Annotated in this window: 22 protein-coding genes and 1 tRNA gene; 11 read left to right on the top strand and 12 right to left on the bottom strand. The window is 69.5% G+C overall.

The genetic code is table 11. The features are described from left to right. Positions 1-94: 94 nt before the first annotated feature. Positions 95-1180: a branched-chain amino acid aminotransferase gene (locus VF557_04280; protein HEX8079405.1), complete on the bottom strand. Its 1086-nt coding sequence runs from the start codon at positions 1178-1180 to the stop codon at positions 95-97. A gap of 177 nt (positions 1181-1357) precedes the next feature. On the opposite strand from VF557_04280, the gene VF557_04275 reads away from it, so the two are divergent. After that, complete coding sequence (locus VF557_04275) at positions 1358-4117, top strand: LuxR C-terminal-related transcriptional regulator (GenBank protein HEX8079404.1); 2760 nt, start codon at positions 1358-1360, stop codon at positions 4115-4117. On the opposite strand, the gene VF557_04270 is transcribed toward VF557_04275, so the two are convergent. Next, positions 4118-4714 carry an XRE family transcriptional regulator gene (locus VF557_04270; protein ID HEX8079403.1) on the bottom strand — a complete coding sequence of 199 codons (597 nt, stop codon included), beginning with the start codon at positions 4712-4714 and terminating at the stop codon, positions 4118-4120. It lies immediately after the preceding gene. Between the two features lie 91 nt (positions 4715-4805). On the opposite strand from VF557_04270, the gene VF557_04265 reads away from it, so the two are divergent. From VF557_04265 to VF557_04235, 7 genes are all read left to right on the top strand, one after another. Continuing rightward, positions 4806-5876, top strand: coding sequence for an NAD(P)/FAD-dependent oxidoreductase (locus VF557_04265; protein HEX8079402.1), 1071 nt, complete (start codon positions 4806-4808; stop codon positions 5874-5876). Between the two features lie 22 nt (positions 5877-5898). Beyond that, the gene (locus VF557_04260; protein HEX8079401.1) at positions 5899-7359 is read left to right on the top strand and encodes an MFS transporter; all 1461 of its coding nucleotides are present in this window, start codon (positions 5899-5901) and stop codon (positions 7357-7359) included. Positions 7360-7494: 135 nt separating this feature from the next. After that, complete coding sequence (locus VF557_04255) at positions 7495-7794, top strand: hypothetical protein (protein HEX8079400.1); 300 nt, start codon at positions 7495-7497, stop codon at positions 7792-7794. Next, positions 7791-8576, top strand: a complete 786-nt coding sequence (locus tag VF557_04250) for a DUF4386 domain-containing protein (GenBank protein HEX8079399.1) — start codon at positions 7791-7793, stop codon at positions 8574-8576. Before VF557_04255 ends, VF557_04250 begins: the two co-directional genes overlap by 4 nt. After that, positions 8573-9511, top strand: coding sequence for an ATP-binding cassette domain-containing protein (locus tag VF557_04245; GenBank protein ID HEX8079398.1), 939 nt, complete (start codon positions 8573-8575; stop codon positions 9509-9511). The genes VF557_04250 and VF557_04245 overlap by 4 nt, the downstream gene beginning before the upstream one ends. Next, positions 9508-10317 carry a hypothetical protein gene (locus tag VF557_04240; protein ID HEX8079397.1) on the top strand — a complete coding sequence of 270 codons (810 nt, stop codon included), beginning with the start codon at positions 9508-9510 and terminating at the stop codon, positions 10315-10317. Before VF557_04245 ends, VF557_04240 begins: the two co-directional genes overlap by 4 nt. Positions 10318-10433: 116 nt before the next feature. Further along, entirely contained in the window at positions 10434-10985 is a 552-nt protein-coding gene (locus VF557_04235) for a DUF664 domain-containing protein (protein ID HEX8079396.1), read from the top strand. A gap of 44 nt (positions 10986-11029) precedes the next feature. Here VF557_04235 and VF557_04230 read toward each other — a convergent pair whose 3' ends face one another. The 3 genes from VF557_04230 to VF557_04220 all read right to left on the bottom strand — a co-directional run bounded on the left by VF557_04230 (position 11030) and on the right by VF557_04220 (position 12610). After that, a complete protein-coding gene (locus tag VF557_04230) occupies positions 11030-11203 on the bottom strand; it encodes a hypothetical protein (protein ID HEX8079395.1) in 174 nt (57 codons plus the stop codon). Positions 11204-11389: 186 nt separating this feature from the next. Further along, positions 11390-12295 carry a serine protease gene (locus tag VF557_04225; GenBank protein HEX8079394.1) on the bottom strand — a complete coding sequence of 302 codons (906 nt, stop codon included), beginning with the start codon at positions 12293-12295 and terminating at the stop codon, positions 11390-11392. A gap of 192 nt (positions 12296-12487) precedes the next feature. After that, positions 12488-12610, bottom strand: a complete 123-nt coding sequence (locus VF557_04220; GenBank protein HEX8079393.1) for a hypothetical protein — start codon at positions 12608-12610, stop codon at positions 12488-12490. A gap of 13 nt (positions 12611-12623) precedes the next feature. Here VF557_04220 and VF557_04215 point away from each other — a divergent pair, with 13 nt between their 5' ends. After that, positions 12624-17009, top strand: a complete 4386-nt coding sequence (locus tag VF557_04215; GenBank protein ID HEX8079392.1) for an amino acid adenylation domain-containing protein — start codon at positions 12624-12626, stop codon at positions 17007-17009. A gap of 8 nt (positions 17010-17017) precedes the next feature. After that, positions 17018-18211, top strand: a complete 1194-nt coding sequence (locus tag VF557_04210) for a cytochrome P450 (GenBank protein ID HEX8079391.1) — start codon at positions 17018-17020, stop codon at positions 18209-18211. Here the strand turns inward: VF557_04210 and VF557_04205 are convergent. After that, complete coding sequence (locus tag VF557_04205; GenBank protein HEX8079390.1) at positions 18186-18680, bottom strand: DUF2461 family protein; 495 nt, start codon at positions 18678-18680, stop codon at positions 18186-18188. The two genes, VF557_04210 and VF557_04205, sit on opposite strands and share 26 nt — an antisense overlap. 194 nt (positions 18681-18874) lie before the next feature. After that, positions 18875-18947, bottom strand: a tRNA-Thr gene (locus VF557_04200). Positions 18948-19093: 146 nt separating this feature from the next. On the opposite strand from VF557_04200, the gene VF557_04195 reads away from it, so the two are divergent. Then, a complete protein-coding gene (locus tag VF557_04195) occupies positions 19094-19606 on the top strand; it encodes a hypothetical protein (protein ID HEX8079389.1) in 513 nt (170 codons plus the stop codon). 13 nt (positions 19607-19619) lie between these two features. Here the strand turns inward: VF557_04195 and VF557_04190 are convergent, their stop codons facing one another. The 5 genes from VF557_04190 to VF557_04170 form a co-directional block, all read right to left on the bottom strand. After that, on the bottom strand, positions 19620-20222 hold the full coding sequence (locus tag VF557_04190; protein HEX8079388.1) for a hypothetical protein: 603 nt from the start codon (positions 20220-20222) through the stop codon (positions 19620-19622). A gap of 142 nt (positions 20223-20364) precedes the next feature. Continuing rightward, positions 20365-21402, bottom strand: coding sequence for a regulatory iron-sulfur-containing complex subunit RicT (ricT, locus tag VF557_04185; GenBank protein HEX8079387.1), 1038 nt, complete (start codon positions 21400-21402; stop codon positions 20365-20367). A gap of 105 nt (positions 21403-21507) precedes the next feature. After that, positions 21508-22725: a DNA polymerase III subunit delta' gene (locus VF557_04180; GenBank protein ID HEX8079386.1), complete on the bottom strand. Its 1218-nt coding sequence runs from the start codon at positions 22723-22725 to the stop codon at positions 21508-21510. Further along, positions 22722-24902, bottom strand: a complete 2181-nt coding sequence (tmk, locus tag VF557_04175) for a dTMP kinase (protein HEX8079385.1) — start codon at positions 24900-24902, stop codon at positions 22722-22724. Before tmk ends, VF557_04180 begins: the two co-directional genes overlap by 4 nt. Before the next feature lie 149 nt (positions 24903-25051). Beyond that, positions 25052-25543, bottom strand: coding sequence for a MarR family transcriptional regulator (locus VF557_04170; GenBank protein ID HEX8079384.1), 492 nt, complete (start codon positions 25541-25543; stop codon positions 25052-25054). Positions 25544-25594 lie beyond the last annotated feature (51 nt).

Raw genomic sequence — 25594 nt, 5'->3', positions numbered from 1 at the left:
ATGCAAGGTGGCCAGGATCAGCAGGCAAATACCTCGCCTGCGATCCGACCTCTTTGCTGCCATTCGTCCGGGCCGGCCGGGCTGCCCGGCATGCCTACACCACCCGGTGCAGCCAGTTGCCGGTGTCGGGAACCCGGCCGAACTGCACGTCGAGAATGTGCTGGCGGATGGCCAGGGTCTTGCTGCCGGGCTGCCCGTCGCCGACGGTCTGGGCGTACCCGGGGCCCTTGTACCCGAGGATGGGGGTGATGACGGCGGCGGTGCCGGCCGCGAACATCTCGGTGATCGAGCCGTCCGCGCAGCCGGCACGCAGCTCGTCCAGGCGCATCCGCCGCTCCACCGGCTTGAGGTCGTGCTCGGCGGCCAGTTCCAGGACGCTGGCTCGGGTCACGCCCTCCAGGATGGTGCCCAGGCCCGGCGTGACCAGCTCGCCGCCGGCGGTGACCAGGAACAGGTTCATGGTGCCCGACTCCTCTAGGTAGCGATCGGAGTCATCGCTGAGGTAGAGCACCTGCTCGCAGCCGTACTCCTGCGCCTCGACCTGCGGGGCCAGGCTGGCGGCGTAGTTTCCACCGCACTTGGCCGCGCCCGTGCCCCCCTTGGCGGCGCGGGCGTAGTTCTCGCTGACCCAGAGCGTCACGCCGCTGACCCCGGAGCTGAAGTAGGCGCCCGCGGGCGAGGCGATCGCGCCGTAGCTGACCCGCGCGGCCGACCGAACGCCGAGAAAGGCCTCCGATCCGAACATGTACGGACGCAGGTACAGGCTGCGTTCGGTGTCGAAGGGCGGCACCCAGTCCTGATCGGCGCGCACCAGTTCCACGATGCTCTCCAGGAACAGCTCCTCGCTCAGCACCGGCAGGGCCAGCCGCCGCGCCGAGTTGGCGAACCGGCGCGCGTTCAGCTCCGGCCGGAACAGCCAGATGCTGCCGTCGGCGTGCCGGAACGCCTTGAGGCCCTCGAACACCTCCTGCGCGTAGTGCAGCACCGAGGCAGCCGGGTGCAGCGAGTAGGGCGCCAGGGCGGTTATCCCCAGGTCGTGCCAGCCCTCCTCCACGGTCCAGGTGGCCGAGGCCATGTGGTCGGAGAAGTAGCGGCCGAAGCCTGGATCGGCCAGCATCCTGGCCCGCTCGTCCACAGCAACCGGTCGGGCAGTCCGGGTGAGCTCGAAATTCTTGGTCACGTCGCCTCGTTTCGCCGCTCTCAATCTAGGGCGCCGAACCTCGGCGCCGCAGTCGTGGCCACCGCGTTGGTGGCCGCGACCCGCACCCGCGTCGACCGAGCCGGGTCCGGCGCGCCGTCTCGCTGAGGGCCTACCGTCTGGACGGCAGGTGGAGACTAGCTCCGGAGGGGAGGTGGCATGACGAGCCCACTGCTCGAGACCAAGCTCCACGTCCCCCGGCGGCGACGCGATCTGGTGGCGCGTCCCAGGCTGAGCCAGCGCCTGAGCCGTGGGGCGGAGTCGACGCTGACGCTGGTGTCAGCTCCGGCCGGGTTCGGCAAGACAACGCTGCTGACGGAGTGGTTGGCGCAGTGGTCGGCGGCCGCTCCGGCTGATGGGCGCTCGGTGGCGTGGCTCTCCCTCGATCAGCGTGACAACGACCCGGCGTTGTTCTGGACCTACCTCGTCGCCGCGCTGCGGACGGCCGTACCCGGGGTCGGGGCGGGCGCGATGTCGCTGCTGCAGTCGGCCCAGCCGCCGACCGAGGCGGTCCTGGCCAGCCTGCTCAACGACCTGCACGCCGTCGGTTCCGAGATCGTGCTGGTGCTCGACGACTATCACGTCATCGACGCGCGCGCGGTCCAGGACGGGATGGCCTTCCTGCTGGAGCACCTGCCCCCACAGCTGCACCTGATGATCTCCAGCCGGGCTGACCCGGGGTTGGCGCTGGCGCGGTTGCGCGGGCGTGGCGAGCTGGTCGAGGTCCGGGCAGCCGAGCTGCGCTTCACGCCCGAGGAGGCCGCGACCTACCTCAACGAGGCGATGGGACTGGGCCTCACGGCAGCCGATGTCGCGGCGCTGGAGAGCCGCACCGAGGGCTGGATCGTCGCGCTTCAGCTCGCGGCGCTGTCGATGCGGGGTCGCGACGACGTCGCCGGCTTCATCGCGGGATTCGCCGGCGATGACCGCTACATCGTCGACTACCTGGCCGAAGAGGTCTTGCAACGCCAGCCCGAGCAGGTCCGGAGCTTCTTGCTGCAGACCTGCATCCTGAGCCGGCTGAACGGCTCACTGTGCGATGCCGTCACCGGCGGCGGCGGTGACGGCGGCAGGGCCATGCTGGAGGCTCTGGATCGAGCCAACCTGTTCCTGGTCCCGCTGGATGACCGTCGCCGGTGGTACCGCTACCACCACCTGTTCGCCGACGTGCTGCGAGCGCGGCTGCTGGAGTCCCGACCCGATCTCGTCCCTGAGCTGCACCGGCGGGCGATCGACTGGTACGAGCAGCACGGCGAACGAGCCGAGGCGATCTCCCACGCGTTGGCCGGCCAGGACTTCGCGCGAGCGGCCGACCTGATCGAGCTGGCGATCCCGGCGCTGCGCCGGGGCCGGCAGGACGCCACCCTGCGTGGCTGGCTCGAGGCGCTTCCGCAGGAGCTGTTCTCCGTCAGGCCGGTGCTGAGCGTCGGCTATGCCGCCTCGCTCATGGTCAGCGGCGAGCTCGAAGGCGTCGAGGCCCGGCTGCGCGAGGCCGAGCGGTGGCTCGACACCACAGACAGCGGAGCGGGACCGCACGCCCGGCCGGCGGAGATGGTGGTGTTGGACGAGCAGGGGTTTCGCGGCCTGCCCACCGCGATCGCCATGTACCGGGCCGGGCAGGCTCGGATCCGCGGCGAGGTGGCCGCCACCATGGCACATGCCCAGCGGGCCCTGGACCTCAGCCATCCCGACGATCACCTCGGCCGTGGCGGGGCAGCCGCTTTGCTGGCGCTGGCGCACTGGACGAGCGGGGACCTGGAGTCGGCGCACCGGCTGGAGGCCGAGGCGATGGCGAGCCTGGAAAAGGCCGGCTACCTCCCTGACGTGCTCGGCTGCGCCATCGCGCTCGCTGACCTCCAGATCACCCGAGGCCGCCTGGACGAGGCGATGAGCACCTACCAGCGGGGGCTGCGGCTCGCGACCAGCCAGCCCGGACTCGTGCTGAGGGGGGCGGCGGACATGCGGGTGGGCATCAGCGTGCTGCTGTGTGAGCGCGATGACCTCGACGCCGCTAGGCAGCACCTGCAGGCGAGCCTGGAGCTGGGCGAGCATGCCGGCCTACCGCAGAACCAGTATCGCTGGCGGGTCGCGATGGCTCGGATACGGCAAGCCGAAGGGGATCTCGACGGCGCGATCGGCCTGCTCGACGAGGCGGAGCGCGTGTTCAACAGCGACTACTCCCCCGAGGTGCGACCGGTCCCCGCGGCGCGGGCCCGGCTATGGGCCGCGCGGGGCCGGCTGGCCGAGGCACTCGGCTGGGCGCGGGAGCGAGGCCTGTCCGCCGAGGACGAGCTCAGCTACCTGCGCGAGTTCGAGCACATCACCCTGGCCAGGCTGCTGCTGGCCCAGCAGGCGACCGAGCGCGCCGAGCACTCGCCGCACCAGGCGGCCCGGCTCCTGGAGCGCCTGCTGGCATCGGCTGAGCAGGGGCGCCGGGCGGGGAGCGTCCTTGAGATCCTGCTGCTCCAGGCACTGGCCCACCAGGCGCGAGCAGACCTTCCCGCGGCGCTGGCCTGCTTGCGACGCGCGCTGGCGCTGGCTGAGCCGCAGGGCTACGTCCGGATCTTCGCCGACGAGGGGCCGCCGATGGCGTCGGTGTTGAAAGCAGCCGCGAAGCAGGGGATCGCCCCGGCCTACGTCCGTCGACTGCTGGCAGCTTTCCCCCAGGCCCAGGCGGTTTTATCCGTGAATCATGGGCTGATCGAGCCGCTGAGCGAGCGTGAGCTCGACGTGCTCCGGCTGCTCGGCAGCGACCTCGACGGCCCGGACATCGCCCGCCGGCTGTCGGTGTCGGTGAACACCGTGCGGACGCACACCAAGAACATCTACACCAAGCTCGGTGTCAACAACCGCCGGGCAGCGGTCCGCCGGGCGGCGGAACTCGACCTGCTGTCGCGTGCCGAGCGCCCGCGGCGGTGATCAGGCGTTGTCCGCCTTGGCGCGCGGCGCGGCGCGGACGTGCAGGCGCTCGCCTTGCTTGCCGAGCAGGCTGAGGATCTCGATGGGCTGGTCACCCGCGGGTCCGAACCAGTGCGGAAGCCTGGTGTCGAATTCGGCGACTTCGCCGGGGCCCATGATGATGTCGTGGTCGGCCAGCATCAGCCGCATGCGTCCGGCCAGGACGTAGAGCCATTCGTAGCCCTCGTGGCTGCGCAGTTCTGGTTCCTCATGCCCGGGCGGAATGATCACCTTCCAGGCTTGCGGACCACCTGGTTGCCGGGTGAGCGGCACGACGATGCGGCCGTTGCGGTGTCGTGGGGTGAACCGGACCCGGGGGTCGCCGACCTCGGGCGCGCCGACCAGTTCGTCCAGCGGTATGCGGTGGGCCTGGGCGATCGGTAGCAGCAGTTCGAGGCTGGGCTTGCGTTGGCCGGCCTCCAGCCGGGACAGGGTGCTCTTGGAGATTCCGGTCGCGGCGGCCAGCTCAGTGAGGGTGACGCCTCGCTGGGCTCGCGCCCGCTTGAGGCGGGAGCCCACTTCGGCCAGGGCGTTGGTGATCGCCGGCGAGTTCTCCATGGCTCCAGTCCATCAGCAGTTCCCGGAATTGGCAACGAAAGTTGTCAGTTCGGAGCCGGTGCGCGGACTCTCGGCGACGGAGGTGATCGCGATGGACGCGAAGGTCTATGACAAGGCAAAGGTGTATGACAAGGCAAAAGTCAAGGACAAGGCACTGGTCTATGACGGCCGGTCGAAGGTCTATGACGTGGTGGTGGTCGGCGGCGGGGCGGCGGGGTTGAGCGCGGCGCTGGTGCTGGGCCGAGCTCGGCGCCGGGTCGCCGTGGTCGATGCCGGAGCGCCGCGCAACGCCACGGCGGCTCAGCTGCGAGGGTTCCTGTCCCGCGACGGGATGCCGCCGGCCGACCTGCTGGCCGCCGGACGGTCCGAGGTGACCGGCTACGGCGTGGAGCTGGTCGAGGATCAGGTGGTCGGGATCGATGCCGGGTTCTACGTTCGGCTGGCCAGCGGCCGGGTGTTGAAGGCACGGCGGATCCTGGTAGCGACCGGTGTTCGCGACGACCTGCCGGAGATCGCCGGGGCCCGCGAGCGGTGGGCCAAGGACCTGCTGCACTGCCCGTACTGCCACGGGTGGGAGGTCCGCGATCAACCCCTGGGGGTGCTGGGCACCCTGCCCGGCTCGGTGCAACATGCGCTGCTCGTGCGGCAGTGGTCCGAGGACGTGGTGTTCTTCGTCCACACCTATGACCTGCCCGCGGCCGAACGCGTCCAGTTGGAAGCGCGCGGGGTGCGGGTCATCAGCGGCGAGGTCACGCGGCTGGTGGTCCAGGATGACCGGTTGACCGGTGTCGAGCTGGCTGACGGTCGAGTGATCGCGCGGTCGGCGATCTTCCTCCGGCCCGGCAACGCGCCCCATGCCGACGGCCTGCTGACCGGCCTGGGCTGCCGGCTCGACGAGGCCGGCTTCGTCGCTGTCGATGCCACCGGCCGCACCAGCGCCTTCGGCGTCTGGGCCGCCGGCAATGTGGTCGATCCACGGACCCAGCTGATCACCTCGGCCGGCGCCGGGTCGGCCGCGGCGATCGCCATCAACGCAGACCTGGTGCAAGAAGACGTCGAGCGCGCCGTGGCAGGGCAGTACGCCGCCGGCGGCGTGTTCTCCGCCGCGATGGAGGCCCGCGTCAGCCGCCTCGTGCTCGGCGATCGCCGGCACGGGATCTAGTCACATGTCGGTCCTGACTCCCGTGACCGCGCGCTCCACATCGTCGCGGGCGATGCTCGCGCTGATGTCGGCGTGCGTGGTGGTGGTCGTCGCGATGGTCGCCGCGATCAACCTCGCCCTGCCGAAGCTGTCGAGCAGCGACCTGCACCCAAGTTCCACCCAACTGTTGTGGATCGTCGACGCCTACATCGTGGTGTTCGGGTGCCTGCTCATCCCGGCCGGAGCGCTCGGCGACCGGATCGGGCGCAAGGGCGTGCTGCTCACCGGCCTGGTGGTGTTCGCGGTCGGCTGCCTGTTCTCGGCTGCCGCACCGAATGTCGCGGTCCTGCTGACCGGACGGGTGGTGACCGGGCTCGGCGCCGCCCTGGTGATGCCTGCCACCCTGTCACTGCTGCTGCAGGTGACGCCGGCCGAACGCAAGGCCCACGCCATCGCGACCTGGACAGCCGCCACCGGCGCCGCCGGCGCTCTCGGCACCCTCGGCGGCGGGCTGGTCCTGCAATGGCTGCCGTGGCAGGGCCTGTTCCTGGTCATCGGGCCGGTGGCGGCACTGCTGGCCGTCGCGGTGCTGCGAGTCGCGCCGCGCGGTGAACGACATCCCGCCAGCCTCGACCTGATCGGCGCGGCCCTGCTCACTGCCGCCGTCTTCACGCTCCTGTTCGCCATCATCGAAGGCGCTGACCAGGGCTGGAGCTCCGCGCTGGCACTCAGCTCGTTCACCGCCGCGGCCCTGCTGCTCGCCGGGCTTGTGGCGCACGCGCTACGAGCCGCGCAGCCGCTCCTCGATCCGCGGATCTTCGCCATCACAAGGTTGCGGACCGGGGCGATCGGCGTGGCAGCCGTCTTCTTCGGCCTGTTCGCGCTGTTCTTCGTCAACGCCCAATACCTGCAATACGCAAAGGGTTACTCCCCCTTGGCGACCGGCCTTGCCATCCTGCCGCTACCCATCGGAATGCTCGCCGTCAGCCGCCGCAGCGTCGCGATCGCCAGACGTGTCGGCGCCCGCGCTGCCGTCACCGGCGGCATGGTGCTGGTCGCCGCCGGGCTCGCGGCGCTGTCCTTCGTCACCCCCGCGACTGCCTACCTGCCCTACGGCCTGGCGCTGCTGGCAGTCTCAACCGGCATGGGGCTCAGCGTGCCCACCCTGTCCACTGGCATCATGGCCTCGCTCCCGGCAGCCCGCGCCGGAATGGGCTCCGGACTCAACAGCGCTGCCCGCGAAATCGGCAGCGCCCTCGGAGTCGCCGTCGTCGGCGCCGTTCTCACCAGCCACTTCGCCAAGGCCCTGCCGGCGGCCCTGCAGGAACGAGCCGGCTCCACCTCCCAGACCCTCAGCGCGGCCCAGCAGCTCGGAACGACCAGCTTCACCCAAGCCGTCAACGCCTTCACAGACGCCATGGCGGCCGGCTACCGGGTGATCGCCCTGGTCGTGCTGATCGCGGCGGTCCTCGCCGCGCCAGGACTGGGCCGCCGACCGGCCTGATCGGCGGGACGCCGCAGGAAAGATCACCACCTCACTCACCACATGTGGTGATCCCCGCTCACCACATCCGCTCCTACCTTTCGAGCATTCCGACGCCGGCTGAGATCCATCCGGGCAAGGAAGCGAGGAGTAGCGATGAGCCAGACATCGGCCGGCCGTTCTGACCAACCTGTTCGGTACGAGATCCGCGTCCAAGGGCGCCTCGAGTCCCGCTGGGCAGCCTGGTTCGACGGGATGAGCCTGGCCGACGAGGGCGACGGCGTCACCAACATCCATGGGCCGGTGGCCGACCAGGCCGCACTGCACGGCCTGCTGCAACGGCTGCGCGACACCGGCCTGCCGCTGCTCTCGGTGACTCCGGTCGCATCCGACCAGCTCGACCCGCCCACCACCGGGCCCCGATCACCCATCAATCCACGAAGGAGAACGACATGACGATCACCATGCGACCCGCGGCCGGCAAGCGACCGAAGCGAGCCCCGATGGACGCGACGAGGAAGACGGCGTTTCTCGCCGGGGCGCTGTTCCTCATCACCTATCTCGCCTCGATCCCCCCGAAGATCGCCCTGTACCCGCCCCTGCTCGGGCATGCCGACTACATCACCGGCGCGGGCGGTGACACCCCCGCGCTGTGGGGCGCCTTCCTCGAGGTCATCCTGATCATCGCCAACGTCGGCTCCGCGGTCGTGCTGTTCTCCGTCCTCAAGCGGCAACACGAAGGCCTCGCCCTCGCCTTCGTCGGCGCTCGGATCGTCGAATCCGCCTTCATCGCCGTTGGCATCCTCAGCATCCTCTCGCTCGTGACCCTGCGGCAGGACTTCGGCGGCGCGGACGCCGCCGCGTACGAGCCGGTCGCCCAGGCGCTGGTGGCCATCCATGACTGGACGTTCCAGCTCGGCCCCGGCTTCGTCGTCGGCGTGGGCAACGGGCTCATCCTGGGCTACCTGATGTACCGGTCCGGCTTGGTGCCGCGGCGCATGGCCGTGCTGGGGCTCATCGGAGGCACGATGATCTGCCTTTCGGGGACCGCCGTGATATTCGACCTCATCCAGCCCGACTCCCCGGCGCAGCTGATCGCGTCGGTGCCGGAATTTCTCTGGGAACTCTGGTTCGGCATCTACCTCATGGTGAAGGGGTTCAAGCCCTCGGCCATCACGGCGGAGATCAACGCCGAGGCCGCTCAGCCCGTCACGTCCGAGCAAGAGGCCCACTCATGATCACCGTCGAATCGGTCACCCGGAAGTACGGCTCCTTCACCGCGGTCGACGACGTCAGCTTCACGGCGGAGCCGGGCCGGGTGACCGGATTCCTCGGCCCCAACGGCGCCGGCAAGTCGACCACCATGCGGATCATGGTCGGGCTCACCCACGCCAGCTCGGGACGGGTCACCATCTCCGGGCGCAGCTATGTGGACCTGCCCAATCCGGGACGCGAGGTCGGGGTGCTGCTGGACGCCTCCGCCCAGCACGCCGGCCGCACCGGTCGCGAGATCCTGACGATTGCCCAGCGATTCATGGGGATTCCGCAAAGCCGCGTCGAGCAGCTGCTGGACCTGGTGAGCCTGACGCCGGAGGAGGCGTCCCGGCGGGTGCGCGACTACTCGCTGGGCATGCGGCAGCGGCTCGGCATCGCCACCGCCCTGATCGGCGATCCGCAGGTGCTGATCCTCGACGAGCCGGCCAACGGCCTGGACCCGGCCGGCATCCGCTGGATGCGGGGGCTGCTGCGCGACTACGCCGACCGCGGCGGAACCGTCCTGCTGTCCTCGCACCTGCTGCACGAGATCGAGGTGATCGCCGATGACCTGGTGGTGATCGGCAACGGCCGCATCGTCGCCCAGGGGGCCAAGAGCGATCTGCTGCGGTCCGCGGGCTCCCTGGTGCGCACGGCCAGCCGCGAGGTCGTCGCCGGGGCCCTCACCGACTCGGGCGTCACCTTCTCACCCGTCGGTGAGGACGGGTTGCTCGCCCAGGCCGACGCCGAACTCGTCGGCAAGATCGCCTTCGCCGCCGGGGTGCCGGTGATCGAGCTGGGCCCGGCCGGCGGCGCCGGCCTGGAGGAGATGTTCCTCGCGCTCACCGCCGACACCCAGCGCGACACCGCCAGCGCCGCCCTGATCAGCGACAGACACCCCGAAGGAGCAGTGGCATGACCACCACCCTCAGCACCCTGGACATCGCGCCGGCGTCCCCGGCCAGGACTGTTCACCGCCCGATCCCGCTGGGCCGGATCATCACCACCGAGTTGCGCAAGATGTTCGACACCCGGTCCGGGTTCTGGTTGATGGCCAGCATCGCGATCCTGGCGCTGCTCGCCACGGTGGCGGTCATCCTGTTCGCATCCGACAGCGAGATGACCTACGGCACGTTCACGGCCGCGATCGGCATCCCGATGACGCTCGTCCTGCCGATCATCGCGATCCTGTCCGTGACCGGCGAGTGGAGCCAGCGCAGCGGGCTCACCACCTTCACCCTGGTCCCGCACCGCGGCCGGGTCATGCTGGCCAAGGCGATCGCGTGCGTCGGCGTCGCCGTCGTGTCCATTCCGCTGGCCTTCGGGATCGGCGCCCTCGGCAACCTGGCCGGAACGGCGATCACCGGCGTCGACCCGGTCTGGGACCTGACCGTCGTCGACCTGCTCACCATCGTCCTGGCCAACGTGCTCGGCCTGCTGGTCGGCTTCATGCTCGGCGTGCTGATCCGCAGCTCGGCCGGGGCGCTGGTGGCCTACTTCCTCTACGCGTTCCTGCTGCCGTCGCTGGCCCTGCTGCTGGCCTCCTCGCAGGACTGGTTCGTCGACCTGCAGCCCTGGGTCGACTTCGACCACGCCCAAGGCGCCCTGCTCGAAGGCGCCCTGACCGCCCAGCAGTGGGCTCACCTCGGTGTCACCGGAATGATCTGGCTGGTCATCCCCTTGACGGTCGGGCTTCGATCCGTCACGCGGGCAGAGGTCAAGTAGGGCCGCGTCGCGTCGGCGTCGGCGTCGCGTCGGCGTCGACGTCGGCGTCGCGTCGGCTTCGGCTTCGGCTTCGGCTTCGGCGCCTAGGCTGACGCCATGACTGACAGCGACCCTCCCTGGGAACCGCCGCTGGCCGGCACCGAGGCCGAGCACCTGGTCGGCGCGCTGGACCGGTTGCGCTGGACCTTCCGCTGGAAGGCCGACGGCCTGGACTCGGCGGGACTGCAGGTCCGGATCGGGGCCTCGTCGCTGACCCTGGGTGGCCTGCTCAGCACCTGGCACGCGTGGACGCGCAATGCTTCAGCGCCAAGCTCAGCGGCGAGCCGCTCGGCCCGCCGTGGGACGCCGGGGACTGGGACAGCGACCCGGACTGGGATTTCAACTCGGCCGCCCAGGACACCCCCGAACAGCTCTACGCGCTCTGGGAGAGCACCACCGAACGGTCCAGGGCCAGGCTTGAGGCGGCATTGGCCGACGGCGGGCTGGACCAGCTGGTCCACCTGTCCTCGCTCGTCGGCCGGCCCGTCAGCCTGCGGCGCATCGTGTGCGACCTGATCGAGGAGTACGGCCGGCACACCGGCCAGGCCGACCTGCTGCGCGAGGCGGTGGACGGCCTGGTCGGTGAGGACCCGCCGGCTGACTGGCGCCCCCGAGGGGCGTCGAGCTAGCGCCCACCAGCAGCGCCGGCGGCTGCTGGTCAGGGTTGCGACTGCTAATCGCGGTCGCGGCCGCGCAGGATGTTCAGGAACTTCGAGCCATATCCGGGGCCCTGGGCGTTCTCGTACTGGTAGGCGGAGTCCGATTCGATGTCATCGATCCGCTTGGCCAGCCGGTACATCAGGAACACCACGAGCACCACCCCGAGCAGCATCAGCCACCAGAACACGGGCTGCCCTCCTCTCGCTGGGTGTCGAGTTCAGTATGCCTCGCGATCGGATCCGGCGACGCCGGTCTCGCCCGTGACTTGGGATCCGCGCCGGGTCTCGTCCATCTCAAATAGATTGAACGGCCCGGCCGGTCCGGTCCGGTCCCGAGGCTTGGCTCAGGACCGGACCGCCGGGCCGATCGGCACCTACGGCTTGGTGAGCATGCAGCCGGTCTTGTTCAGGTCGATCGCGTTGGTCGTGGTCAGGCAGGTGTTGAACCAGTAGGTCTGCTGGCCGTAGTTCTGCCCCTGGGTGAAGGTGGTGCTGCCGTCGGAGTTGACCTCGCACGGGTTGTTCAGCGTGCAGGCGACGCCGTCCTCGTTGGTGGTGTTGTTGACGCCGACGAGTTCCAGGCTGGTGTCATCGACGATCGGCGAGCCGGACGTGCCGCCGATGGTCTGGCAACTGGAGTCCGGGTACTGGTAGCGGATCGAGTCATGCCAGGTCCACTGGCCCTCGCGCAGCGTCGGAACGAACCCGTTGATGCTGCAGGAGTAGGTGGTCTTCCAGTACCCGGACGGGATCGAGATCGCGCGCCCGGCGACCGGGTGGGTGGCGGAGATGGTCAGCGCGGAGAGCCCGGTGGTGCTCCTCAGCTGGGCGAAGGTCCTGGTCAGCCGGTACAGGGCGACGTCGGTGCCGGTCATGGTGGCGTAGAGCAACAGATCCGCGCGCAGCGTGGCTACGGCCCGGCCACTGGCGTCGAGCAGCTTGCCGCTGCGGGAGCTGGCCCGGTTGACCAGCACCGTGCCCGCGCTGAGGAAACCGCCCTCATAGCAGTGGCCGTTGGTGAGCATCATCGCCCGGTCGGTGTCCTTGGACGACGGGTAGCGCGCCAGGCTGGCCGAGCAGTTGTTCAGCGCGATCGTGGAAGCGAGGCCGGCAGCCTGCAACTGCGGGACGACCTGGCTGGAGCTGGCGGCGGCAGGGGCGCCGGCCGGGGCCGGGGCCGCGGTGGCGGTCGAGACGGTGAGAACGGTGCCCGCGATCGCGGTGGCAGCGGCAACCAGCAGCCGGAATGAGCGCCGGCTCGCGCTGAAGGAAAAGGTCATGTATTTACTCCGAGGTGAAATGCGGGTGGGTTCAGCTAGCTAACCGGGCAAACCGCTACCGGTCAAGGAGTGCGATCCCGCGACTCGTACGCGTACCGCTCGTAGTAGCTGTTACCGAGCGAAAGCTATATGGATAATTCGGATTTATGGTACTAATGCTAAGAGATAACAAGTCGTCGCGCCGGCGGGGCCTCACTGGGATGAGCGCACCCCGACGTCACTGCCACGCTTGGAGATCGCCATGTCACCGGCTGCCGCCGCCACGCCAGAACGGTTAGTGGAAACCGTCTCATCGCCCTCGAGATCGGCCGGCACTCGTCGACTGCTGATGTGCCGGCCGCGGTTCTTCGGCGTGCACTACTCCATCAACCCCTGGATGGATCCGACCCAGCCGACCGACGCCTGCCGTGCCATCGCTCAGTGGACCGTGCTGCGCGAGCTGTACCGCAGCCTCGGGCACACTGTCGAAGAGATCGAGCCGATCCCCGGACTGCCGGACATGGTGTTCGCAGCCAACGGCGCGACGGTCGTGGATGGTCGGGTGCTAGGCGCCCGGTTCCGCCACCTGCAGCGCACCGCCGAAGGCCCGGCGTACCTGCAGTGGTTCGCCGACAACGGCTACGACGACATCTGCTGGCCCGAGCACATCAACGAGGGCGAAGGCGATTTCCTTGTCGCGGGCAGGCAGATCCTCAGCCGCCATGACGTCCTGCGCACCACTTTCGGCACTGTGGGCGACGAACTCGTCCCTCGGGTCGCGGACCCGACGGCGTTCGAGCTCGCGACCAGCGACGTGTCAGCCTGGCCGGCGGCTGAGCAGCGTGGGATGGAATTGATCCGGCAGGATGAGTCGCTGCCCTTCGACCTCGGCGAGGGGCCGGTGTTCCGGGTCCGCCTTGTCCGGCTGGGCAAGGACGATCACATCCTGACCTTCGTCTTCCATCACATCATCGTCGACGCCTGGTCCTTCGACGTGCTGGCGAACGAACTGTCCGCACTGTACGAGGCGTACGCGGCCGGCCGACCCAGTCCGTTGCCCGCGTTGCCGATCCGCTATTCCGACTACGCCGCCGCCCAGCACCGGCACTTGCTGGAGGGAGTCTTCGATCGAGGGGTCGACCACTGGCGGGAGTACCTTGCGGGCACACCGGAGGAGGTGGGACTGCCGACCGATCGTCCCCGGCCGGCGGTAGCCAGCCACCGGGGTGGCCTGGTAGAGCTCGCTGTCCCCGCCGAGGTCGCGGATCGGCTACGCCAGCTGAGCTGGGATCGTGGCGCAACACTGTTCATGACGTTGACCGCGGCTCTGCACATCCTGATCCATCGACTCAGTGACTCCGCCGACATCTGCACCGGCTACTTCTCCAGCAATCGCAGTATCCAGACCGAGCCGCTGATCGGCCTGTTCTTGAACACGCTGTTCTCGCGTACCCGGGTGCGACCGGAGAACACGTGCGAGGACCTGATCATGTCGGTCCGAGGGTCGATGCTCGCCGCCGATGCCTACCGGGAGTTGCCCTTCGACAAGGTAGTCGCGGAATTCGCCCCCTCACGTTCGCTGGCACGGCACCCGATCTTCCAGATTGCGATCAGCCAGCTGACTGGACCCGGCGGCCAGGAGAACAGCGCTCTCTTGCCCGGCATCCACGCTTATCGACTCGGCGCGTGGGGTGATGCCACGGCAAAGTTCGATCTCACGCTGCACGTGGCCGATAGCGGTCCCAGGGGCGAGATCACGACTCAGTGGGAGTACGCCACCGATCTGTTCGATCACGCCACCGTGGAGCGTTTCGCCGGCTATTACCGCACGTTGCTGCAGGCCATTGCCGACGATGTCGAGCAGCGAGTCGTGGACCTGCCGCTCCTCAGCCCGAGCGAAGCGACCGCGCTGACCGGCGCCGGCCCCATTCCGATTCTGGAGTCCGGGACGCTGTCGGATGCCTTCGATCGGCAGGCGACACGCACGCCGGATCGGGTCGCTGTCAGCGCCCCGGATGGCGAGCTGACCTACCGCGAACTCGCCACCCGGGCCTACCGCCTGGCGCACTTACTGCGCGAGCGTGGAGCCGGGCCAGAAACGCGGGTGGCTCTGGTGCTGCCGAGGACGTCGGACTTCGTCGTCGCCATCCTGGCCGTGCTCAGCGCCGGGGCGGCGTACGTCCCGATCGACCCCGATTATCCGAAGCAACGGATCGCCGCCACAATCGCAGATGCCGCACCGGTCGTCGTCGTCACGACCCAGGAGCATGCCCACCATGCCGCGGCCCCGATCCTGCTCGATGATCATGACTTCGAGGCCGCGCTGGCCCGCTATCCGGACACGCCGCCGACCGTGTCAGTACTGGTCGACAATGCCGCCTACGTCATCTACACCTCGGGGTCGACCGGCCGCCCGAAGGGTGTCGTGGTGACGCATCGCAACGTCACGCGGCTGTTCACCGCGGCACGCCAGCGGTTCCGGTTCGGAGCGGAGGACGTCTGGACGCTGTTCCACTCCTTCGCCTTCGACTTCTCGGTGTGGGAACTGTGGGGCGCCTTGTCGCACGGCGGTCGGGTCGTCGTGCTACCGGCCACGGCGACCCGGTCCAGGCGGGAGCTGCACACCTTGCTGGCCCGCGAGCACGTCACCGTGCTGAGCATGACGCCTTCGGCGTTCCTCCAACTGGCGCTACCCAGCCAGGAGTTCGACGAGGCGGACGAGCCTGAGTGGGATGCCGGCCTGCGCTATGTCGTCTTCGGCGGCGAGGCACTCGATTCCGGTCGCCTGGCGCCCTGGTTCCAGCGCCACCGTGCGGCCGGGCCGGACCTCATCAACATGTACGGCATCACCGAGACGACGGTCCATGTCACCTTCGAGCACATCCGGCCGATCGCGGTGACCGAGCCGGGGAGCGTTATCGGCTCGGCATTGGAGGACCTGCGAACCTACGTCCTGGACGACGAGCTGCGTCCGGTGCCGGTCGGGGTCGTCGGTGAGCTGTATGTAGCGGGCGCCGGCCTCGCGCGGGGGTATTGGGGTCAGGCCGGACTGACCGCGCAACGGTTCCTGCCCGACCCGTTCACCGGACACGGCCAACGCATGTACCGATCCGGAGACCTGGTCCGCTGGCGCGCCGACGCAGCCCTGGAATTCATCGGACGAGCCGACTTCCAAATCAAAATACGAGGATTCCGCATCGAACCCGGCGAGGTCGAAGCCGCCCTACGCCGCCACCCCAGCATCGCCGACACCGCCGTCACCGCACGCGAAGACACCCCCGGCGACCAACGACTCATCGCCTACCTCGTGCTCAAAGACGGACACACCTTCCAATCAGAACCCCTGCGCCAACACCTCGCCACCACCCTGCCCGCCCACATGAGACCCAACATCTACCTCCCCCTAACCCGACTACCACTCACCGCAAACGGCAAACTCGACCGCACAGCACTACCAGCCCCCACCCCCCAACCAGACAACCCCACCACCAGGCAACCACCGGCCACCCCCACCGAACGAACCCTGGCCGCCATCTGGACCGACCTCCTCAAAACCCCCCACATCAACCGGGACGACTCCTTCTTCACCCTCGGCGGCCACTCCCTCCTCGCCACCCTCGTCATCGCCCGCATCGAACAACACTTCGCCACCACCATCCCCCTCGCCCAGTTCTACGCCCAACCCACCCTCACCCACCTCGCCCACCTCATCGACACCAACCACACCCCCACCACCCACACGGACCGGTTGATCGTGGATGGCCTGTTGCGCGAGGCACATCGGCGTGGCGTCCGAGTAAGCGTCGAGGACGGCGAGCTGTGTTACCAGGCCGAGCGCGGCCCGGTGGACCAGCGGCCGGTCCGCGTGCTGGAGCGTTACCGGAAGGAGGTGATCCAGCGCCTGTCCGAAGGCGGCCTGGTGCCCTCACTCGAGTCCATCGCACGACCACGGTCCGCCTGGCTGAGCCCGCTCGGGCAGAGCGCGAATGCCGAGGCGGTGCTTTATCTGATCCCGGCGGCCGGGTCGGGTCCGCGTACCTACAGCCGGTGGGCGACTGTCGTCCCTGAGCAACTGGAGGTGCACTGCCTGCGTCCGCCAGGACGCGAGGAGCGTTTCGACGAGCCCAGCTACGTCGAAGTAGGACCGCTGGCTGACCGCATCGCCGACGAGGTGCTCAGCCATCTTGCCGACCGAGACGTGCCGTTCGCGCTGTTCGGCCACAGCGCCGGTGGTCTGATCGCCTACCGGGTGGCCCGGCGGATCGACGATCCGCGGTTGCGGCTGGTGGCGGTGGCTGGCACCCCGCCACCGGACCTGTCCGGGGCGCAGGAAGACGTGAGCGATGAGGAATTGCTCGAGGCGTTGCGCGCGTGGGGCGCCACTCCCGAGGAGCTGATCGGCGATGCCGACGCGATGGCAGCGTTCCTGCCCCGGTTGCGGGCCGACCTGGCGGTGGTCACCTCGTGCCACCAGCCCTGGGCCGAGTCGGACCGGCTCGACGTGCCGATGATCGCGTTCGAAGGCAGTGCGGACGAATCGGCGAGCCCTGGCGACGCGGCGGCTTGGGCACGTTGGACGAGGCGGGAGTTCACCAGGCACACGATCACCGGTGGTCACTACTTCCCGGTCACCGCCGGCCGCCGGGTTCTCGACGACCTGACCGTCGCGCTGGGCCTGCGACCTGCCCGAACCGACGCCCAGGAGGTGTCATGCCAGGACAGCCAGACGGCCTAGAGAGCCGGATGACCGATGACGAATCGTATGCGCAGGGCGCGCCGTACGAGTTGTGGCGCACCCTGCGCCGCACCCGCCCGGTGTCCTGGCAGCAGACATCCGAGGGTCAGGGCCACTGGGCGGTGGTCACGCATTCGCTGGGCGCTCGGGTGCTAAGGGAGTGGCAGTCGTTCACGGTCACCCGGGGCACGTTTTTGCGACCTGATCTCACGCTCCCGTTTCCAGGTTCCGGAAAGATGCCGGCGCTTACTGATCCGCCTCGGCACACCGTGCTGCGCCGGGCGGCGGCCGGGCTGTTCACCCCCCGGGCGACGGCCGCGTTCGAGGAGCGCGCACGCGAGGTGGTCGCACCACTGGTGCGGGCAGCGGTCGGCGCCGGGGAATGCGAGTTCATTCGCGACATCGCCGGCCGGGTGCCGCTGGCAATCTCCGGCGATCTGTTGGGGATCAGCGCCGATGAGGCCGCCACGATGTCACAGATCGCCGATCGGCTTGAACACTACGTGAGTGACGTGGACTCCCCCGTCGCCCAGGGCTCCCATGTCGAGCTGCTGATGTATTACGACGACCTGCTCGCGCAGCGCCGCCACGCGCCTGGCAAGGACCTGGTGTCGACGCTGCTGGCCGCACAGGCAGCCGGCGCCGAGATCAGCGACGAAGAGATCGTGCTGATCTGCGACAACGTGATCGCGGCGGCTAGCGACACCACCAAATACGCCGCCGGCAATGCGATCGTGACGCTGCTGGAGCAGCCGGACAGCCTGGCGCAGTTGCGGACGGGCAGCGTGGACATCGCCGACGCGGTGGAGGAGCTTGTCCGCTGGGACCCGCCGTTGAACTACCTGCTGCGGACCGCCGTCACCGATGTCGAATTGGCCGGCGCCATGGTCCGCAGCGGAGAGGCGCTTACCGTCTGGATTCCCTCGGCGAACCGGGACGAGACCGTGTTCGACGACCCGGACACCCTGCGACTGGACCGCCGGCCCAACCCGCACCTGGGTTACGGGGTGGGCGTGCACCATTGCCTCGGTGCGCCGATGGCACGGCTGATACTGCGGGCGCTGCTGACCGAGCTCATGGTCAGCGTGGGCGACTTCCGCCTGGCCGGCCCCACGCGGCGGCTCGCCTCGTGCGTGTTCGGCGGCTATACCGAGGTGCCGCTGACCCTGCGCGCAGCTAGCCCACCGTCACATTTTTCCTGAGCCAGTCGAGCAACGGCCGCAGCTGCTCGCAGCTGCGGTGGACCGGATCGACGTCGACCAGCGAAACGTCGGCTTCCAGCTCGCGCGCCGCGATAAGTGAACGGTGCCTGAGCAGGTCGGCCCTGGGATGATCGGGCCGGATACCGCGCGGCACTCGACGCAGCGTGTCGCCGAGGACCTCATAGCCCTGTGCGGTGAGTGAGCAGAGCAGTTCCTGAAGGTGGCCGCCGCTGCTCTGCTCAGCCACGGCGGAGCGGTACCGCGCGATCTGCTCAGGATCGGCATACCACCAGGCCGCTTGAACACGCAGGCCATCGAGGTTGAACCGGAAGCCGATCTCGATGTTGCGGCCGACCCGGACGATGGCGCACTGGTTCTGCCACCAGTAGGCCGTACTGGCATAGCGCCACACCGAAAAGTCCTGGTAAAAGGGATCAGTGTCCGCCAGGTCGTTGAGCAGGTCGATCATCGGCTTCCGCACCCGCTCTTCCCGGCCACGCCGGACGCTTTCTCGCGTCTGCGTAGACGGTTCGCCCTCTAGTTGGAGCAGGACGTCGTAGGCCTGCTCAGGCCATCCGCGGAACCGCCTCATTGCCGGAGCCTAACCAACGTCGGCACCCGGCGCGGTGCTGTTAGCTGCCGTGGCTACGCCAGGCTTCTCGGAGCCGCCTTAGGGAATCGAACCCTAGACCTTCTCATTACGAGTGAGACGCTCTGCCGACTGAGCTAAGGCGGCGCACGGCGAACCGCGACCGCTGAAGTCTATCCGGTCGGCACTGCCGGGACGAATCAGGCGCCTTGCCGACCACACCCTGAGGGCCGGTCGAAGTACCCACCGGATGAACGCAGCCAGCGGGCCGGCATGCGGCACACTCGCTAGGCATGAACTGGGGTGACGTTCCGGCCTGGCTGGCGATCGCGGTGTCGCTGGCCGCCCTCGGCCGATCGTGGCAGGCCGAACGCAGAGCACGCGAGGCGACCGCGGGGGCGGCGAGTCTCGAAGTCTCCCTGCAACGCATCGCCGATGCGCTGGATCGCTCCCGCGTCAACGCCCCGCCGTCGCAGGGCAGCGCGACCGGCTCTCTCGAGGTGCGGGGCTCGGCCAGTGACTCAGCACCGCCGCTGCCCGAGTTCAGCGCCGAGTTCGTGTCCGGGCACAGCTACCGGTTGCGCAACGTCAGCACGGTGCGGGCAACCGGCGTGACGGTGACGCTCGAGCAGTTTCCCCAAGGGATGGCCCGGAACCTGCCGGCTGAGGTCGAGCTGCCCCCGTTGGCTTCAGCCGGCCCGTTTCTGATCATCGGTAGCTGGCAATCCCCCGCGCCGACAGATGTGCTCGTGACATGTGACCAGTTGTCCGACCCTGTTCGGGTGCCACTGCCGCCTCGCGGCTAGCTCACGCCCAACCTCAGCACAGTCGAATGTCGGCGATCTGATCGCCGATCGTGGTGATGTGACTGCCCAGCAGTGACTTCCAGTGCACGCGGTACGAGCCGCTGTAGAACACGGCACCGAGCTGGTACTTATTTTCCTGGCAGTACGTCGGGCGCTGGATGGTGATGAGCAGCCGGATCGTCGTGTGGGCAGGTATGACTGCCGGGAAGTCGCGCCAGGGCGCGCTGCTTCCACTGACAGGGCCGCCCGGCACGGTGTGAAGTTCTGACCAACGGACCTTGGTCACCACATCGTCGGTGTCGATCGACGTGACCTTGACCGAGTGCGAACCGGCGTTGTCCAAAGAGGCCAGAAGCTGGGCTGTCGCGTCAGGCCCACCCGTTAGGCGAGGAGATGAAGCATCCGGTTCCATGACGAGGTTCTGCGCCGAGTAGATCCCGCCGAAAGGACCACTCCGGATCGGCCCGTATTTGCCGTCCAGGTGATGCCACGTGATGATCGCCGCCAGCGCAACGAGCATGAACACCGCAACCGCTGCTATCACGGTTCTACGCCGCCGAAGCCGGGCGCTGCCCGAAGGCGTGGAGGTGTCGGTGACCTCGAACGTAGTGCTCATCGCTCCTCCACCACCCAGGACGTCAGCGGTCGGCCGCACACGCAGGTCGGCATGATCGGGAGCCAATCCTATGCAGAAAGCAACCTCTGCGGAGAAAAACGGTTGAATGCCCTGCTTGCTGGCCTTCTATACGGTTGGCCTGCTACGGAGCTGTGTCCTCGGTCGAGGCACCCGGCAGCGGGTGGGCCGAGAGCGCGCCGCCGCCCGAGAGCGCGCCGCCACCCGAGAGCGCGCCGCCACCTGAGAGCGCGCCGCCACCCGAGAGCGCACCTCCGCCGGAAAGCGCGCCGCCGCCCGAGAGCGCACCGGCCGCGGGCAGGCTGCCGGCCGGGCTGGCGACCGCCGAACCCACCGTGCCGTCACCGTAGGCCTGGTCGTGAGCCTTGCGCGAGGAGCACACCGAGGCCATCGCGCAACTGGTCCGGCGGCCGTCGGCGTTCATCCGGAGCACCACCGAGTCGGTCGGCACCGAATGCCCGACCACGGTGGCCTCGCCGTCCGGGGTGGACACGCACGAGCCGACCGCCGGCGCCTTCTCGGCGAAGTCCTGGTACAGCGGGTGCTCGAACTTCAGGCAGCACATCAACCGCCCGCACGCTCCGGAGATCCGCAGCGGGTTCAGCGGCAACTCCTGGTCCTTGGCCATCCGCACCGACACCGGCTCGAAGTCGACCAGGAACGTCGAGCAGCACAGGTCCCGGCCGCAATTTCCGACGCCGCCCATCACCCGGGCCTCATCGCGCGCCGAGAGCTGGCGCAGCTCGACCCGGCCCCGCAAGGTGGCGCCGAGGTCGCGCACCAGCGAGCGGAAGTCGACGCGGTGCGGGGCGGAGAAGTAGATCACCGTGCGGTTGTCGGCCAGCACGTGGTCGATCCCGACGATCTTCATCGGCAGGCCATGGTCGCGGATCAGCCGCTTGGCAGCCACCCGCGCCTCAGCCCGCTTCTTGCGGCCGGCGGCCAGCGCGTCGAGGTGCTCCGGACCGGCCAGTCCGGCCAACTGCGGCAAACCACCGATGTCCTGCGAGCTCCACTGGGGCGCCCACATCACCTGCGCGACCTCGGGGCCCTCGGTCGTGGGGTACAGGACGTAGTCACCGACAGCCGGCGTCAGCCCCCCAGGATCGGCGTAATACAGCCGACCGCGGTCGGTAAAAGTCACCGCACAGATCAGCCCCATGCTGCAAGCCTAATCCCTGCCGGCGGCGATGAGTCGCGGCAGGGCAACCGCGGAGCCATCGCCCGGCCCGACGCCACCCCGCAAACCGGCGGTAAACACCCGGTGTCAGGGCAGTCGAAGGGCCGCGGTCAATGCCTCGACGGCGATCTTGGGCTTGACATTCAGCTCGATCGCCTCCCGGCAGGCCAGCACCTGCTCCAGTCGCACCAGCGCGCCGGCCTGGTCCAGCGAGCGCGCGACCAGCGACACGTCGGAAGCGACCTCGGGGTGCGCGGCCAGCACCGGCGAGCCGGCCTGCACCAGCAGCACGTCCCGGTAGAAGCTGGCCAGGTCGACCAGGGCGCGGTCCAGGGCATCGCGTTGCAACCGGGTCGCCCGGGATTTCTGCCGCTTCTCCAGGTCCTTCAAAGCCCCGGCGCTGCCTCGGACGGCCGCCGCCGCGCCCTTGCCGGTGCCGCCGGCGCCCAGGGCCAGCTTGAGCTCGTCGGCCTCGGACACGTCGAGGTCCCTGGTCAGCGCCCGGGCCTCGGCCTCGGCCGCCTGCACCAGATGGTCGGCGGCCTCGAAGCAGGCATTGAGCGAGTCCAGCTGGGCCGGGATGGCCAGCACCTCCGCGCGGCGCTGCCGGGCCTGCTCGTCGCGGGCCAGCCGCCGGGCCCGGCCGACATGGCCCTGGGACGCCTGGGCCGCCCAGCCGGCGGTGACCGGGTCGATCCCGTCGGCGATCAGCACCTCGGCGATCGCCTCGGCCGGCGGGATCCGCAGGCCCACCACCCGGCACCTGGACCGGATGGTGACGATCACGTCGTCGGGATGGGTCGAGGGCGCGCAAAGCAAGAAGACGGTGCGCTCCGGCGGCTCCTCGATCGCCTTCAGCAGCGCGTTGGCCGCCCCTTCGGTGAGCCGGTCGGCGTCCTCGATGACCACCACCTGCCAGCGACCCATCGACGGCCGGCGGGCCGCCATCGCCACCACCGCCCGCATCTCACCGACGCCGATCGACAAACCCTCGGGCACCACCGACCGGACGTCGGGATGCGCGCCGGCCTGCGTCGAATGGCAGGCGCCGCACTCGCCGCAGCCCGGCGCGGCCGACGGATCGGCCGCCATCAGCTGCTCGGCCCGGTCGCACTGCAGGGCGGCGGCCAGAGCCCGGGCAGCCACCGAACGGCCGGAGCCGGCCGGGCCGGTGAACAGCCAGGCATGCGTCACCGCGCCGGCGGGCACCGGACGTCCGGCGGCCACATCGGCAGCCGCCCGAGCCGTCCGGGCCAGCTCGGTGACCACGCTGCCCTGGCCGATCAGCGCGTCGAACACGCTCACTTGCCAGCCTCCGCCACGTCGTGTGGGCCGCGCTGAGCCGCGGCCTGTCCGGTCTCGGTCCCCGCTTCGGTCTCGGTCCCCGCTTCGGTCTTGGTCCCCGCTTCGGTCTCGGCAGCCGGCTGACCCACACCGGTCGGCCCGCCGGCACTCGGCGAGCCGCCCGCACCGGCCGGGTCGGGCAGCACCGCGAGCACCCTGGCGCTGATGGCGGCCGCCAGCTCGGCGAGCGGGCGGCTGGCGTCGAGCACCAGATAGCGGTTCGGGTCCGATTCTGCCAAGGACAGGAAGCCGGCCCGCACCCGGTCGTGAAATTCCAGGGTCTCGCGTTCCAACCGGTCCAGGCCGGCGCCGCTGTCGGCGCCGACCTGCCGCCGGCGCACCCGGGCCAGCCCGAGTTCGGCCGGGACGTCGAGCAGCACCGTCAGGTCGGGCACCAGCTCCTCGGTGGCCCACCGTGACAGCCGCCTGACATCGTCCATGGCCAGCGTCCGGCCGGCGCCCTGGTAGGCCAGCGACGAGTCGACGAACCGGTCGGTGATCACCACCTCGCCGCGGTCCAGCGCCGGCTGGATCACCGTGGCGACGTGCTGGGCCCGGTCGGCCGCGAACAGCAGCGCCTCGGAGCGCGGTGAGATCGGCTCGTCGCTGTCCAGCAGCAGCCGGCGGATCTGGCGGCCCAGGACGGTGGCGCCCGGCTCGTGGCTGACCACCACGGTGCGTCCGGTAGCCCGGATCGTCTCGGCCAGCAGCTCGATCTGGCTGGACTTGCCGGCCCCCTCACCGCCCTCGAAAGCGATCAGCACCCCGCCGGACTGCAGCCGCCGCCGGCCCGAGGAGTCCCGGCGCAGCGCCGTCACCAGATCGGCCAGCACCGGCACCCCGCTGCGCTGGTCCATCAGCCGGTAGGCCAGCACGCCGGCCGCCACGGCCAGCAGCCCGGCCCCCAGCAGCACGATCCGGGTGCCGTCGATGGTGTCCTCGGTTCCGGGCAGCCGCGGCTGGCCGATGGTGCCGACCAGCACCGGCACCGCCGCCAACGCCAGGATCATCACCACCCGCACCATCGACTGGATGAAGGCGAAGACCCGGCCCCGCATCTCGTCCTCGATCTCCGAGCCGAGCAGCGTGATGCCCGCCAGGTAGCCGACGCCGGCCCCGAACCCGACGCCCAGCACCATGCCCATCGCCAGCACGACGTGCGGCATCACGGCCATCAGCGCCAGGCAGCTGCCGGCCAGCACGATGGCCAGGCCGAACAGCCGGCGCCGGGAAACCTCGCGGGCCACCCGCGGCCCCAGCGCCATGCCCAGGCCCAGGCCCACGAACACCGTTCCGAACAGCATCCCGTAGGCGGCGTCACCGCCACCCAGGCTTCGGACGTAGGTCTTGCCCGCCCCGATCACCGCCCCGCCGGCCGCGAACGCCCCGAGGATGCCCAGGATCAGCCCGCGCAGCAGGCCGGTCGTCCGGACGAACTGGGCGCCCTCGGCCAGCATCGCCCAGAGGCTGGGCTGGCTTTCGGGCCGGCCGGCGCCGCGCGAGCCGGAGATCTGCTTGATGAACAGCACCGTCAGCGCGCCGACCAGAAAGGTGCCCGCGTTGAAGTACAGCGCCAGGTCGACCTGGTGGGTGCCGAAGAAGCTGAACCACCCGGCGAAGGCGGTCGAGATCAGCGCCAGCAGGCTGAACAGGGCAGCCGCCAGCACCGGGGTGAGCCCGTAGGTGGTGATGAGGCTCAGCTGGTTGGCCGCCTCCAGCTGATCCCTTCTGACCAGGTTGGGCACCGAGGCGTCCTTGGCCGGATTCCAGAACAGCCCGATGCACTCGATCAGGAAGGTCGCCACGAAGAGCACCGGCAGGGTCGAGAAGATCGGTATCGCCAGGAACAGCAGGCACCGCAGCAGGTCGGTGACCACCATCGTGTAGCGCCGGTCGAACCGGTCGGCGAAGGCGCCGGCGAGCGGGCCGAGGATGGCCGCGGGCAGCAGCCGGACGACCAGCACGCCGCCGAGGGCGTAGTTCTGGGCCTGGTAGCCGGTGGCCAGCTGGGTGGCCAGCGCGGTGGTGGCCAGCAGGCCCAGCCAGTCACCGAGGCTGGACAGCCCGGTGCAGTACCAGAGCCGGCGGAAGGCGGTGTTCCTCAGGACGCCCCTGATCGCGCCCGAGCCTGACACCATCGCCGTGGCGTCGAGGTTCGGGCCGTTGGCGTCACCGGCAGCGGCGGCTGGTTCGGCTGAGATGGCTCACTCCTGGTCATCACTCGTGCTCGGCGGACTCAGCCTATCGGCCCAGCCTTGTCGTGAGGCGCACCTAGCAGCGGACGCTCTCAGCCGGCCGCCAGCGTGTGCAGCAGCCGGCGCAGGCCACCGGCCAGTGATCTGCGCTGGGCCTCGGACAGCCCACCCAGTAACGCCCGCTCAGAAGACAACAGCTCTTCGAAAGCCGCGTCCACTCGGCGCTTGCCGAGCGCGGTTAGCCGGACCAGCAATTGCCTGCCGTCCTCGGGGTGTCCCCGCCTGGTGATCAGGTTGCGCTCGGCCAGCCGGTCGAGCCGGTTCGTCATGGTTCCCGAGGTGACGTGGGTGGCCTCGATCAGCTGGCCGGGGGTGCGCTCGTAGGGCTGGCCGGATCGGCGCAGCGCGGCCAGCACGTCGAACTCGTGACTGGCCAGTCCGTGCTCGGCGAAGGCCTGCGCGCGCCGCTCGTCGAGCAGTTGGGCCAGCCGGCCGATCCGGCTCAGGATGTGCAGCGGCGCGACGTCCAGGTCTGGGCGTTCGGCGAGCCATGCGGCGGCGATCGCGTCCACTTCATCAGCCATCGCGTCAGCCTAGCAAGATGTCTTGACATCAAAGGATAGTCTCTTGATATC

It is taken from the genome of Jatrophihabitans sp., assembly GCA_036389035.1.
In the GTDB taxonomy this organism is placed as follows: Bacteria; Actinomycetota; Actinomycetes; order Mycobacteriales; family Jatrophihabitantaceae; genus Jatrophihabitans_A.
This window is presented reverse-complemented; position numbering and strand designations above follow the sequence as displayed.

Coding starts and splice junctions, on each gene's coding strand:
- VF557_04225 (HEX8079394.1), bottom strand. CDS start 12,295: ATGACCTTTTCCTTCAGCGCGAGCCGGCGCTCATTCCGGCTGCTGGTT.
- VF557_04190 (HEX8079388.1), bottom strand. CDS start 20,222: ATGAGCACTACGTTCGAGGTCACCGACACCTCCACGCCTTCGGGCAGC.
- VF557_04215 (HEX8079392.1), top strand. CDS start 12,624: ATGTGCCGGCCGCGGTTCTTCGGCGTGCACTACTCCATCAACCCCTGG.
- VF557_04255 (HEX8079400.1), top strand. CDS start 7,495: ATGAGCCAGACATCGGCCGGCCGTTCTGACCAACCTGTTCGGTACGAG.
- VF557_04275 (HEX8079404.1), top strand. CDS start 1,358: ATGACGAGCCCACTGCTCGAGACCAAGCTCCACGTCCCCCGGCGGCGA.
- VF557_04195 (HEX8079389.1), top strand. CDS start 19,094: ATGAACTGGGGTGACGTTCCGGCCTGGCTGGCGATCGCGGTGTCGCTG.
- VF557_04245 (HEX8079398.1), top strand. CDS start 8,573: ATGATCACCGTCGAATCGGTCACCCGGAAGTACGGCTCCTTCACCGCG.
- VF557_04210 (HEX8079391.1), top strand. CDS start 17,018: ATGACCGATGACGAATCGTATGCGCAGGGCGCGCCGTACGAGTTGTGG.
- VF557_04270 (HEX8079403.1), bottom strand. CDS start 4,714: ATGGAGAACTCGCCGGCGATCACCAACGCCCTGGCCGAAGTGGGCTCC.
- VF557_04265 (HEX8079402.1), top strand. CDS start 4,806: ATGGACGCGAAGGTCTATGACAAGGCAAAGGTGTATGACAAGGCAAAA.
- tmk (HEX8079385.1), bottom strand. CDS start 24,902: ATGGTGTCAGGCTCGGGCGCGATCAGGGGCGTCCTGAGGAACACCGCC.
- VF557_04240 (HEX8079397.1), top strand. CDS start 9,508: ATGACCACCACCCTCAGCACCCTGGACATCGCGCCGGCGTCCCCGGCC.
- VF557_04250 (HEX8079399.1), top strand. CDS start 7,791: ATGACGATCACCATGCGACCCGCGGCCGGCAAGCGACCGAAGCGAGCC.
- ricT (HEX8079387.1), bottom strand. CDS start 21,402: ATGGGGCTGATCTGTGCGGTGACTTTTACCGACCGCGGTCGGCTGTAT.
- VF557_04205 (HEX8079390.1), bottom strand. CDS start 18,680: ATGATCGACCTGCTCAACGACCTGGCGGACACTGATCCCTTTTACCAG.
- VF557_04170 (HEX8079384.1), bottom strand. CDS start 25,543: ATGGCTGATGAAGTGGACGCGATCGCCGCCGCATGGCTCGCCGAACGC.